A 12,311-nucleotide genomic window follows, 5' to 3' on the forward strand; every position below is an offset into this window, starting at 1 on the left:
CGCTACTTTTTCGGCTTCCTTCGCTACTGTCTCTACTTTTCCTACTTTCGTTTGTGCTCCTTCCGCAATCTTCTTTGCCTCTTCGGCTAAACCCTTCACCGCTTCTCCACTCGATTGACCTGATGCTTCTCCTTTTGATCGCGCTGCTGCTTCTGCCACTGCTTTTGCTTCAGAAGCTATGCGCGTGGCTTCCTCTGCACCCTGTTGGGCTTGTTCTGATTTCGTGATTGCATTATCTGCCGCACTTTTCGCTTCTAAGGCTATCGTTTTGGCATTGCTCGCCTCTTCTTTCGCGCCTTCTGACAAACTCTTCGCAGATGTTGCTGTTTGATTTGCTTCATTGGCAACTTTTTCTACACTTTCCGCTTTTGCCTTTGCTCCCACAGCTGTCTCTTGTAATGTTGTTGCCGACTGTTTTGCCTCTTCTGCAAGTGTTTTTGCTTCACCAGACTTTGTTAACGCTTCTGAACTTCGTTGCCTGATCTCATCACCTTGCTGCTTCACTGTCCTCGCTGTCGATAATGCCTCATCGGCAACGCCTTTTACTTCTCCTAGCGTCTGTTTAGTTTCTTCCGCAATCTTATTGGCATCATTCGCTGTGTTAGACGCCGTATCCGCCGTTGATTTCGCTGTATTTGCTTCTCTTAATGCTTCCTCTGCTGTCTTTCGCACCTCTGTAGATGCTGTCGTCGCTTGTTCTGCTAAAACTTTAACTTCTTCAGCAATCGCCTTAACTTCATTGACTGACGTAAGCGCTGTAGAAGCTTTATCCTTCGCATCGCTTGCCTCTGTAAGCGCATTGGTGGAAACATTCTTGGCTTCCGTTGCTAATTTCTTGGCTTCTTCACAAGCCCCCTTACTTTCTTGTGCAACTCTCTCTGCTTCCTCGGCTTTCTTTTGAACTGATGCGGCTAAACTTCTGGTTGCTTCTCCACCTTCACGTATCGCCTGTCTATCGGCTTGCAATGCCTGCTCTGCTGCTGCCTTGGCTTCAGAAGCTACTCGAGAGGCTTCTGTTGCTTCTTGTTGCGCCTGATCGGCTTTTGCTGTTGCAACATCCGCTGTACTTTTTACCTCCTCCGCTAAGCCCTTCGCTTCTGACGCTGTTTGCGATGCTTGTTCTGCTGTTGTTTGCGCACTTTGTGCCGTCCTCTTGGCTTCTCTTGACGCTGTTGAGGCTGTTTCTGCAACACCCTTGGCATCATCGGCTGTACCCTTTGCCCCCTCTGCCGTACTCTTTGCTTGGATCGCTATTGTCTTGGCTTCAGTCGATAAACTCACAGCATTCTCACTCGCCTGCTTGACCGCTTCAAAACTTTGTAATGCCGTCGCTAAGGAACCTTTCGTTTCACCTACCTCTCCTGAGGTTTTATCGACGACTGCTTTTGTCTCTTCTGCCATTTGTTTGGCGGCATCAGAGGTATTCTTTGCTTCTTCGGCTAAGCCTCTGGCGCTATCGGCTGTTCCTTTCGCTACATTAGCGGCTGCCGTTGCTGCTGTAGCCGATTCCTTCGCTTCACTGGAGGTCGTAAGCGCTGCATTAACCGTTTGAACCGTTTTTGTGACCTCTGTAAGCGCTTGTTCCGATACCCTCTTGGCTTCTTCTGCAACTTGTTGCGCACCATTGGCACGCGCCATGGCTTTGTCCGCTTCTTGCCTTGCGTTAACAACCTGTTCTAATGGCGCAAAAGTTTCATACGAATACAAAGAAGCTGTTCCTAAAATCTTCGGAACAACAACACTATCTTGCGAAGTGCCAGCTATGATTTCTTCTTTGGTCGCCACAGGTACCAAATATTCATGACTATGATCCGGTATCTTCATCTGATTTAATCCTTACATCATTGACAATTGCTTCATCTAAAGAACACTCTTTTAAATCTTCAAAGTCTTCGCTTAAGGCTTCCAAGCGCTGCTCTATATCTTTCAGAGAACCATCAAACTCTGCTTTCAAAATGCCCCGCAACAACTCTACGAGAGCATTAAGCGGCGCATGAACAAAGCCTCCCCCCGAATACAAAACGACCCGTACTTGGGACGGGTCGCTAAGCTCTGATATTGCAAACGGTTTTAATGACATTTCAACTCCTCATGTCTTGATCCCATAAATTACACTCACATTAACGGGGCGCGTTTCAACACCACCAACCCTCTCTGCCATGAGATGATGTTCATGATGCGCTGCATCATGCATACCCTCTTTGATTGGCATCGAATGATATAAAAAGTTCGCAAAAGGGCTCCGGATAAACCAAGGCAAGCGGGGCGGCTTATCTTTATCGGTAAACCAAAAGGGAACCTTTGCTTGTGAACTTCCTGCTATTTCATCAAATTCTTCATTACACTTGTCCAAGGCATCCCCACTCAACCCTAAACACTCTTCGTCTAGAGATCTTTTTCGTCTTGGCAAAAAACCATCAGAAGAAGAAATAGCCCGTTTCTTTCGTGAAGAAGCACCTTCTGAAGAGGCAGGTCCTATAAAATGATCATGCGCTTTCAAAGAACAGCCTTGCTGACTTGCAAAGGAACGCCAAGGATCTAGACCACGTTCATAATCCATCCCCCGTAAAAACATTCCCCGAAAATCGGGAACATTAAATGTCGAAATGCCATCTCCCGCGCCCCACGTCGTTCCTATCGCGTCAAACAATGCTCTATACGTTCTTCGCAAATAAGCACGCCCATCACAAGGCAACCAACCTGCCGGCAAGCGTTCCATTGCAAAAGGACCTATCAGACCAGACGGGAGGCGTTTTAAGGAAGAAGCCTTCTTCCTTGTTGGATTGAGAATTTGCCAACCGCTTATCTCTTCATCATACACAAGCCTATAAAGACAGCCATCTTGGATCTCGCCTCCAGATAAAGCGACTAAGCCTGTTTCTGTTGCCTTATAAACGGACTTGCCGGCTAAATTATTCAAAGCAATTGAGGTCGCTCCAACGTTTTTACCTTTCGCTTGAAAACAAACCGATAGCCCATTCTGATACTCTAAAAACTGAGATTGGCTTAAAAGACGTATCGCACTGGTCTTTTGGTTATTATCAACCGTAACAATCCCTTCACTCACTCCCCCCGTATCCGATAAATACTCGCTGACCCTTTGCATCATCACACGCGCGCTATTATTAACCGTGTTAGGGTGCTGTCCTTCTGACCAATTAATCAAGCTATCTGCTCCACCATTCTCAGAGGCTTTCAAAGACCAATCATATATCGTTGACATCTTGACCTCACGTCTTAATCCCAAACACAACACTCATATTAATCGGGCGTGTCTCACTGGCTCCTGAACTTGCCAAAGCAACATCATGCATGTGAAGATGAGAATGGGGAAAGGCTAACTTATGGTGAACGCGGATATCCTCTGCCCTTACACCCAGACGTTCAGCTAGCTTTGCCCTTTGCTGTTCATTCAGAACATACCCCCAGATAATTGTCATATCTCCATACCAACCCTCTTCCTCATTGGCATCATTCAAAATCGTAAAGGATTGACCACTATGATCATGCTTTCTCATAGCGTCATGCTGTAATGTGCCAAGATAACGAAAACGGTCTATCTCACGATCATCATCAACACCACGCAAAAACACGCCTCGCAAATCGGGAACATTAAACTTCGTCCAACTATCACTGCCACCCCACCTTGTTCTTATCGCTTCATAAAGAGCAGGATAATCACTGCGCAAATAAGCCGCCCCATCACAGCGTAACCACCCCGTTGGCAAAACTTGCATCCCAAAAATCCCTATCGTACCGGTAGGATAAACCGAAATCTTCGGATCTTGTAATAAAGGCAAGGGGGTAGGATTTAAAACATGCCAAGCTTCATCCCTATAGACCAAGCAATAAATGCACCCCTTTTGAAACTCACCGCCTGTCAAAGCACTGATTCCTAATTCCGTCGCCTTATAAATAGGCTTGACGGGTAAATCATTTAAAGCAATTGAGGTCGCTCCAACATTCTTACCCTTTGTTTTAAAACAAACCGATATCCCATTCTGATATCTCAAAAAATGTGATTGGCTTTGAAGGCGTATCAATGTCGTCTGTTGTTCCGCGTCAACCGTAAAGGTATTTTCAATCATACCACTCGTATCGGATAAATACTCCTTCACGCGCTGCATCATCACACGCGCACTGTTATTCACGCTACTAGGACGTTGCCCTTTCGACCAATCAATCAAATCATCACAATAGGCATTCTCAGAGGCTTTCAAAGACCAATCATAAATCGTCGACATCGTAAAACCTCATGTCTTAATCGCAAACAGAACACTCACATTAACGGGGCGCGTCTCGCCTTCACCAGTGCTCTCCAAAACAACCTCTTGATCTTCATCAAGAGTATAGGGGCTTACAATATAGCCCCCTAAATTATCACGCTCTATTCCCATAAAGTTTGCTAGAGAACTTCCCCCAAACAACCCCATACGATACCCCAACACATCCGTCGTATTCCCATCCCAAAAGTCTTCATTGCTGGTAAAATGCGACATCGAAAGTCTCTGTCCTTGATGCTGATGCGATTCGATTAAATCTGTTTGAACACTCGCAAAAGAACGCCCTTCATCAATATGACGACCGCCATCAAAACCTCGTAAAAACATCCCCCTAAAATCGGGAACATTGAATGTCGTAACACCATCCCCCTCTCCCCATACCGTCCCTATCGCAGAAAACAAATCACTATAATCAGTCCGCGAATAAGCCTTTCCATCACAGAGTAACCAACCTGTTGGAAAATCACGCATGCCAAACGTTCCGATAAAACCAGTAGGATAAAGACTGAGTTCTTCTTCTAAAGGGATAAAGGGTGGATTAACAAGATGCCAACCATCTCCATTATAGACTAATGTATAAATGCATCCCTGCTGGATTTCGCCTCCCGATAAGGCACCAAGCCCTAATTCCGTTGCTTTATAAACCGGCTTGCCCTCTAAAGCATTCAGAAAAACTGTCGTCGCCCCAATATTTTTGCCTGTCGCCATAAAGCGTAAAACGATACCATTCTTGTACTCCAAAAATGCCGTTTGGCTTTGAAGACGTATTGTACTTATTCGTTGGACATGATCATTCGTCACAATCCCTTCAAGCGTTCCACCCACATCTAACAAGTATTCCTTGATACGCTGCATCATCACACGCGCGCTCTTATTCACTGTGTTAGGGTGCTGTCCTTCGGACCAATCAATCAAATCATCTGCGCGCGTGTTATCCGCCGCTCTTAGCGACCAATCATAAATCATTGACATGGGTTTTATCCTAAATTCCGTAAAAAGCCCGCATGAATTGCGTCATCAAAGGATTATCTTCTTCACGCTCTTCTTCTTCTGGAGGCTCTTCCTGTGACGCTAATAATGCTCGTAAAACCTCCAGCAAGTTCTCTCTATCGCCCATACCACCCCGTGCGATAGGACTTGCTCTATAAGGCTGCCCCCCATACATTTGAAATACACGATTAACAAAATCACTTGCGCGCATTGCGTTATTGCCTGCATTCAAACCAACCGCATTACTCCCAACCAGTTGCGCCGCATTGGCATGGGGATTTTGCAAAAGACGCGCGGCTCCTCCTGCCCCTTGTTGATGGGCTAAATACAATTCCGCATCTGTAGGCGCCCTTCCCAACAGACGGCTTAAATGGTTGCGATTATCAAGGGTAAACCGCCCCATGGCATCGGCTGCCTGCATGGGGTCAAAACGGTCTTGCAAACCGTATTGTTTGGCTGTGCTGTCTATAAACTGATACAGACCACCCGCAGAAGAGCGTGGATTCCTTGCATTGGGATTGCCGCCACTTTCAACTTGCGCAACACGGTATAAATAGCTTTCCGGCAAGCCATATCGCACCGCTGCTTGACGGATCGCTTGATCAACTGAAGGACTATAACGGGTCATCGGTTAAACATTCTCACAACTTCGTTTCCACTTGACCTAGCCAAAGCAGCAGATAGTTTTTTCACCCATTCTTTCGTAGCATATCCCTTCTCTTGCGCTTTAACCATGCTTTGAATAAGCTCTACAATTTTCTCATTTCGAATTTCTGAACCACCCGTTAACAGCTTGACAACATCCTTTTCAATTCGTTGACGCTCTCTAAATGCCGCTTCCCTGAAAGGAATCCAAGAAGCTTTCAACGCTGCTTTTCCTGTTTGAAAGGCTGCATCACGTGTACTCGTTGGGACATTTACATTATGCCTAAAAGAGATATCTTTATTTGCTATACTATTTGGTATTCTGTTGTAAAAATCAGCATAATTGGCTTCTCTACCAACAACACTCTTAACAGCAGAAGCTTTATCGGCGCCATAAATCTTTGCAAACCTATCATACAGATCATCCGTATCAAAAATCTCCTTTGCCTTGGAGACTTTATCTCCTGTTTGCCCCATACCCTCTAAAAGTTCTCCCCTTGAGCCCTTTTTAAAGTATTCTTGTTGTGCTTCTGGTAATTCATCAAAAATTTTACTGAATTCATCCTTATTAATCGACTTACTAAGGATTTTTGAACCTTCATCCATGGCATCTACACGTGAACTGTATTGATGAAATAATCCACGCGCCTTCTTATATTCAGAAGATATATCATCCATAATCTCTAACAATTTTTTCTGGATACCAACTAAACTGCGTACTTTGCTGTTATCTCCTATGTTTCTCGCAGTATCTATCATATGACCAAGTCTATACTTCGTTTCATGAAGAACACCCATGTTGGGTTTTTCTTGAAGAAGATTAAACTTTTGAGAAAAAAATGGACTGACTTTATTGCCATCACTGATAAACTTCTCTAATCCCGCATCATAAGCTTGTTTGAAATAGGGACGCTTCATCAATTCATTAAGCGCGCCATAATATTTTTCTCCGATCGGCGTCTTCTTGGCTATATCATAGAGAGATTCTGTAGCTGCCTCTCTACTCGCAATAAGATCATCTTTTAAACCTGTAATATTTTGACGAGGAACAAAGTGTTCATCAGCGGCTTGGTGAATACGTTCCCCTCCTCCAAGAGCTCTCTGTTGAGCCCTTTCGGTCAAATCAAGATAAGCCCCTTGATTTTTTTGCGCTATATCAAAAACAAGATCTTGTAAAAAAGGACTATGATCAGCAACATAATCGGTATCAACGGCTTTACTGCCCAAAGATTTTCCAAGAGCTTCAGAGGACTCATTGCCTAAATGTTTACTGATTGCTCTTAATGTTGCTTTTTCAACTCCTTCCTTATGAGAAGGAGAAAAAAGTCTCCCTATTCCACCAACCGTAGAACCAGCTAAATGACCTAAAGCACTTCCTGCCAATGTCCCTCCTGCTCCTAAACCTGCTCCAGCTATTGTACTTGTAAATGTATTTCCCAATCCTTCACCTTCTCCTGCTCCGTGTAATGCACCAGATGCTGCACCTACTTTAAGTAAATGAGGAAGTGTTGTGTTTTTCGTGATACCTAAAAACGGGCTTGCAAATTGGCTTGGACGTGACTGACCTGCCTTTGAGAGCAATTGACCTAATTTTGATCCTGCAAGACTATTGCTAACTCTAGGGGCTGCAAAGCGGGCTCCTGCGGCTAACGCTCCTCCCCCTAAAGTCGCAAGGGAAGGAATTGCCGACCCTAAAGCATTTCCCAAAAAAGACGTCCAATAATGCTCATCACTCATCCTACGGTAATAATCACGCAGTTTATTGGCTTCTTTTTCATACTTCTCTACGGATTTCTTATCTCCAGACCAATAGTTGTATAGCCCCTTCCCAAAAGCCCATAGCGGATTATCATCTTCGTGATCACGTCCTGCCGCAATAATTGCCGAAAATTCATCATCTAAATTAAAACTAAGACCGTGTTTTAAAGAATTCCAAAATGCTTCTCCTTGCTTGATTTCGGGAGGCTCTGGTGATGTTGTTTCTGTAAAATCAGAGGAATCGTCGAGAACACGCAAACGATAACGTTTTCCACTTTTAGATGTTGCATATTCAGGAATGTCACCTCTAGAATTGTCATCGATAACGCGCAAACGATAGCGCTTTCCACTTTTAGATGTTACATGCTCAGGAATGCTAGTGGAAGTATTCATCAATACTCTTCCTTTTCAATACGCTTACCGGTAGCAACATCAATAAATACGGTGATATCATCTCTGTTGATACCTTCCTGCATACTCATCTTAGGTATATTTGCACTGCCTCCTTGTGATATTGTCTGAACCTCATTATTTTTACCTAATAAAAAGGTTTTTGCTTCAGGGGATAATTTTTCAAGAACATCTTTTATTTGAGACAGACTCCGCGCAAATAATTCTACATTCATATCAATACTTAGTGCACCTAAAGAATCCTTTAGCATGTCAAGATCTTTGTCACTGACATTTCCAAGTCCTAACCCTCCTGTCCTTGATAAGCTTTTCAGTTCGTCTATACGATTACTTGCTATATGGCTTCTAAGCGCTTGCACAACTCTATCTGCACCGCGTGCTTCCGTTCCGGGCATCCAGCTTTTAAGCCAAGCAATGAGACCAGTTGAATAAGTACCATGTTTCTTCATGTACTCATCAAGATATCCAATATCATTAAATAAAACAGTGTCGCGTACTATATTCTTCTCATGAAGTTTTTTTGCACGCTCAGCTTCCTCATATGTCTTACTACCCTTGATAATCTTTGCTTCATACTCTCCAGTTTCAGGATTGGTAATCAATTGGTAATCAGCAGAAAGTTTAGGTTTATCACCACCTGTTAGCAGTGCACTAAGCATTTGAGGGTTACGTGCCATGACAGCAGCTTCTTCTTCACTGTAGCCTTTAGATTTCAGATACTCGACGGTTTGATTAATCTGACCTCTTTGTTTATCGCCTTCATGCAAGTTTTTCAGACCCTTGGCAAAAAGTTGCCATCCAGACGAATCTGGACTCGCTGTCATTGCTCCTAAAAGAAAGTCATCAATATTTTTACTAACATCAGATTGTGAAAAACGAGAAAGTTTATCCCAAAAACTAGGTTCTGGTTCAGGAAGCTGTTCTTGTGATGTAACTGGTGCTGTTGGAACAGATACATGATTTCCCATACTAGGTGGAATTTCTTCTCTTGGAATAGGAGTGGATTGATTCTCTTCAATAGGAGAAATAGAGCCTATTGGAGTAGGAGAAAAAGAGCCTATGTTATAAGGACTATTCGTAGAAATCATACTAGGAAAAACGGGGAGTTGATATTCCGGTCTCTGATTTTGTTGTATTGCCTCCTGCAATCGTTCTGTTATCGTTTTGGGACGTTTAAGTGCGAAACGTTTATCGCTCGGGTTAAAATTCATAAAAACCATTATATTACCCCTTTAAAACTGTTATTTTCCTGCAAACTTTTCTGCTACCTTCTTTGCTCCATAAATTGCCGTCGCAAAATTCTGCCAAGGATTGTTGCCTTGCATCATTGTACCTGTCAGATTGTTTGTCGTCGTACCGTAATTTCTTGCAAAACCATGACCGGCGTTCATAAGCATGTTCAATCTATTCCAACCGCTATTGTCTTGCTCCAGCCAACGTTCGTGATCGGCATCAACAACTCTCTGATTGTAATTATCAAGCACTCCTCCTCCCTGTATGGCATTAGAATAAGCATTACCATAACCTTGTAAGAAGTTATTCGAAGCGCCCAACTGACTTTGATTGGCTTGATCAATCATTGCATTGGCTTGCGCCATATGTTGCACATCCTGATTATACTGATCTGCAAGAGCACGCGCGTATACAGAACCACTTCCTTTCCGTAATTCATCCTTATGATCGGGCGTGCCATAACGACCAATCCCTGAGAAATACCGGTTAATTCTATTTTCTACATTATCGAGCCCTTCTTGAAGGGCTTGTTTAAAATACGAATTTCCCCCCATCATACCACCAGAAGCCATATGTCTAAGATTCATGGCCGCTGACGTTGGATTGTAGATCGTATTCATCAAAGAACGGTTTTGATAATGGCTAGGAATACTCCCAAGTCCACCAATGGCATAGTGCGTCTGATCACTTAACGGCGCAACACGAGGTCCCTCATAAACATTGCCACCAACCCCTGTGTTATACATTTGATAGGCATCTGCACCTCCACGCTTAAAGACCTTCTGCATCCAAGCAGGCGGGGCGCTCGTCTGCACCTGCTTCTGTTCTGTTGTTGTTGGTGTTTCGCTCCCCATGTCACAATTCCTTCCTATAATAAAGCATCGTTATGCCATAACCTTGCTTATCTAAGGCGCGCTTCCAACCTAAGCGCCCTAAAATCTCTATCTCAAAGGCGCCATTCTCACGCGCCCAATCCTCTGCAACTTTTAAATTATCAACTTGATCAAGAACGCCCTTGCCACTGCATTCACAAATCAAGGCGCGCTTCTTTCCTAAAACTGTCTGTTGTATCTGGGTCGTAACTGCTGCTAAAAAGCGCTCGTCATCATCCAAAACAAGCCACAACTGTTTCTTGCCCGTACAAATGGCTTCAATCAGTTCTTGCAACGTAACTTCATGTTTGAAACGCTCTACATACGCACTCAATGACGCAATGATCTCTTCAAAGTACGGGGCTATGCGCTCAAAATCCCAAGAACTGGTCAAATAGACTTTTGCCATTATCCTCTGCCTAAAGCACGTAAATCTACATTAAAACCGGTAATCATTGTCCAAGGTTCATGTTCTGGAATACGCAATTTAAAACGGTGATAACGATTGCGTGAGCGACCATGATAAGCACCCGTGACGTAAGAACACACCCTCTCCTTGTGCCATGTGATCGGCGTATCATGATTACGCAATCTTCTTTCCCCAATGCTTAAAAGACCTTGCGTCGTATCAACTTCTGCAAACATCTTCGTGATAAAGCTAAAACTTCCATCCGGTGCCCCCATCTCTTGTGAAACAACCGTTGCCTCCATTGGAGCTCCTGTAAACATAACAAGATGATTTTGATCATTAAAACCACCAAGGATAGGCGCACCACTTTGCCAACGGGGGCTGTCTAAAGAAGCCGGCAAGGATTCAAGATTGATCGAAATCTCATCCAACTGCTCTAAAGTATAGCCTGTCGTAAAAACTGGAAAGAATGTGAAAGGTTTTCCTCGTATCGTCGACCACTTTTGCAAACCCCAATCATAAACAAAGGTGGTTTGCTCATTGTTTCCTCTCTTTAAAGACCAATAAATTCGGTTTTCAACGGGGTCTATAACCCCTTGCATCTCATCAAGAGAAAACTTATCAAATGTTTTAAAAACCGTTCTATCAACTTTCTCAAAGCCTATTGGCAAAAGTTGACCATCCGCACTTATCTGATAAAAGCCACCATCACTCGCAAAAAAAGCATCACTCCCACGACACGCTATAGAGGCTGCACTGCGCGCTCCTCGCTTGTCCTGAATCTTTTGAAAAATAAATGGCACCTTAGAGCCTAGCGTAAAACAACCAGCATAAATAGCAGAACGCATAAAAACGAGTGGATTGCTCGATTCTGTCGCGCCTTGCACATATTCTCCATCTTGAAAATTATGATAAGCACAATCTTTATCACCAACTGTCCAATGGGTTGCATCATTCAAACCAGACCAATGGATGCGATTGGGGTGATCAGTTAATTGCATCAAACAAACAAAATCCCCCCAAACCTTGACCAATCCTGCTTTCGGCGGATTGCCTTCTAAATCTGTAAACCGCTCTGAACTACGAACATTAAAAACTTGCGGTTTGTCATTTCTATTCACCGCAATAATGGTTTCACCAAACAAAGCAAATGACCATTTGTTCTCTTCATTTGCTTGATAGGTCACACCACTTTGGCTGATATCTTTCCAACCACCCGTTTGAATGTCATAACTATAAAGCTTTTGCTTGCCTCCCACGATAATCTTAACACCATTGCCACTTCTAAAGGCTATACAACCCAAGGGCTTTTCTTCTAAAGGAACCTTAGAAACAACCATGGCACTAGGCATAGGAATATAGCCGCCATCTGCCGCTAAAACATTCACAAGCGTATCTGTAAAGCTGCCGTTGACAACCGAAATATCCGGTCTGTAATCAGCGACGGGAAAGTAAACCATGTTAGAAATCCGTTGGAATTATGCGGGTGACGTTATGACGTTTGGAGGTCTCTGCACGCAACTCATGCAACTGCTCGTTAAAGTCATTGTAAGCTGCTGTTGCACAATCGGGCTCTTTAAGAATATTCTTGTAAAGTTCATACTTTGCACGCGCCTTAATCAAATCAAACGCGTGCACAAACCATGGGTGCTCCTCATCAACACTCTCTATCTCTGATAACCGCTGTGGAGAGAGTATGAGTTGAATCTG

Annotated in this window: 11 protein-coding genes and 1 pseudogene; all 12 read right to left on the reverse strand. The window is 43.8% G+C overall.

The window, feature by feature from the left end; translation table 11 throughout:
• Nucleotides 1–1,824, reverse strand: a 1,824-nt coding sequence (locus tag BN202_RS02870) for an alanine-zipper protein (protein ID WP_019219024.1), incomplete at its 3' end; no start/stop codon positions are given.
• Complete coding sequence (locus BN202_RS02875; RefSeq protein WP_019219025.1) at nucleotides 1,805–2,080, reverse strand: hypothetical protein; 276 nt, start codon at nucleotides 2,078–2,080, stop codon at nucleotides 1,805–1,807. The genes BN202_RS02875 and BN202_RS02870, both read right to left, overlap by 20 nt.
• A gap of 9 nt (nucleotides 2,081–2,089) precedes the next feature.
• On the reverse strand, nucleotides 2,090–3,223 hold the full coding sequence (locus BN202_RS02880; protein WP_019219026.1) for a phage tail protein: 1,134 nt from the start codon (nucleotides 3,221–3,223) through the stop codon (nucleotides 2,090–2,092).
• 7 nt (nucleotides 3,224–3,230) lie between these two features.
• Nucleotides 3,231–4,244, reverse strand: coding sequence for a phage tail protein (locus BN202_RS02885; RefSeq protein WP_019219027.1), 1,014 nt, complete (start codon nucleotides 4,242–4,244; stop codon nucleotides 3,231–3,233).
• Between the two features lie 9 nt (nucleotides 4,245–4,253).
• The gene (locus tag BN202_RS02890) at nucleotides 4,254–5,255 is read right to left on the reverse strand and encodes a phage tail protein (RefSeq protein WP_034987155.1); all 1,002 of its coding nucleotides are present in this window, start codon (nucleotides 5,253–5,255) and stop codon (nucleotides 4,254–4,256) included.
• Nucleotides 5,256–5,265: 10 nt separating this feature from the next.
• Nucleotides 5,266–5,901, reverse strand: a complete 636-nt coding sequence (locus BN202_RS02895; RefSeq protein WP_019219029.1) for a transglycosylase SLT domain-containing protein — start codon at nucleotides 5,899–5,901, stop codon at nucleotides 5,266–5,268.
• Nucleotides 5,898–8,069, reverse strand: a complete 2,172-nt coding sequence (locus BN202_RS02900) for a hypothetical protein (protein WP_019219030.1) — start codon at nucleotides 8,067–8,069, stop codon at nucleotides 5,898–5,900. Before BN202_RS02900 ends, BN202_RS02895 begins: the two co-directional genes overlap by 4 nt.
• On the reverse strand, nucleotides 8,069–9,307 hold the full coding sequence (locus BN202_RS09245; protein ID WP_019219031.1) for a hypothetical protein: 1,239 nt from the start codon (nucleotides 9,305–9,307) through the stop codon (nucleotides 8,069–8,071). The genes BN202_RS02900 and BN202_RS09245 overlap by 1 nt, the downstream gene beginning before the upstream one ends.
• A 21-nt stretch (nucleotides 9,308–9,328) precedes the next feature.
• Nucleotides 9,329–10,174: a hypothetical protein gene (locus BN202_RS02910; protein ID WP_019219032.1), complete on the reverse strand. Its 846-nt coding sequence runs from the start codon at nucleotides 10,172–10,174 to the stop codon at nucleotides 9,329–9,331.
• 1 nt (nucleotide 10,175) lies between these two features.
• Entirely contained in the window at nucleotides 10,176–10,601 is a 426-nt protein-coding gene (locus tag BN202_RS02915) for a hypothetical protein (protein ID WP_019219033.1), read from the reverse strand.
• A complete protein-coding gene (locus tag BN202_RS02920; RefSeq protein WP_019219034.1) occupies nucleotides 10,601–12,061 on the reverse strand; it encodes a hypothetical protein in 1,461 nt (486 codons plus the stop codon). The genes BN202_RS02915 and BN202_RS02920 overlap by 1 nt, the downstream gene beginning before the upstream one ends.
• A 1-nt stretch (nucleotide 12,062) precedes the next feature.
• Nucleotides 12,063–12,311, reverse strand: a pseudogene (locus BN202_RS02925) (hypothetical protein); the annotation flags it as partial.

This window comes from Bartonella florencae, from assembly GCF_000312525.1.
Classification (GTDB): Bacteria; Pseudomonadota; Alphaproteobacteria; order Rhizobiales; family Rhizobiaceae; genus Bartonella; species Bartonella florencae.

What these genes read in the sequence shown, in the direction of transcription:
- BN202_RS02875 (WP_019219025.1), bottom strand. Translation starts at nt 2,080, where the DNA reads ATGTCATTAAAACCGTTTGCAATATCAGAGCTTAGCGACCCGTCCCAA.
- BN202_RS02915 (WP_019219033.1), bottom strand. Translation starts at nt 10,601, where the DNA reads ATGGCAAAAGTCTATTTGACCAGTTCTTGGGATTTTGAGCGCATAGCC.
- BN202_RS02885 (WP_019219027.1), bottom strand. Translation starts at nt 4,244, where the DNA reads ATGTCGACGATTTATGATTGGTCTTTGAAAGCCTCTGAGAATGCCTAT.
- BN202_RS02920 (WP_019219034.1), bottom strand. Translation starts at nt 12,061, where the DNA reads ATGGTTTACTTTCCCGTCGCTGATTACAGACCGGATATTTCGGTTGTC.
- BN202_RS02895 (WP_019219029.1), bottom strand. Translation starts at nt 5,901, where the DNA reads ATGACCCGTTATAGTCCTTCAGTTGATCAAGCGATCCGTCAAGCAGCG.
- BN202_RS02900 (WP_019219030.1), bottom strand. Translation starts at nt 8,069, where the DNA reads ATGAATACTTCCACTAGCATTCCTGAGCATGTAACATCTAAAAGTGGA.
- BN202_RS02880 (WP_019219026.1), bottom strand. Translation starts at nt 3,223, where the DNA reads ATGTCAACGATATATGATTGGTCTTTGAAAGCCTCTGAGAATGGTGGA.
- BN202_RS02890 (WP_034987155.1), bottom strand. Translation starts at nt 5,255, where the DNA reads ATGTCAATGATTTATGATTGGTCGCTAAGAGCGGCGGATAACACGCGC.
- BN202_RS09245 (WP_019219031.1), bottom strand. Translation starts at nt 9,307, where the DNA reads ATGGTTTTTATGAATTTTAACCCGAGCGATAAACGTTTCGCACTTAAA.
- BN202_RS02910 (WP_019219032.1), bottom strand. Translation starts at nt 10,174, where the DNA reads ATGGGGAGCGAAACACCAACAACAACAGAACAGAAGCAGGTGCAGACG.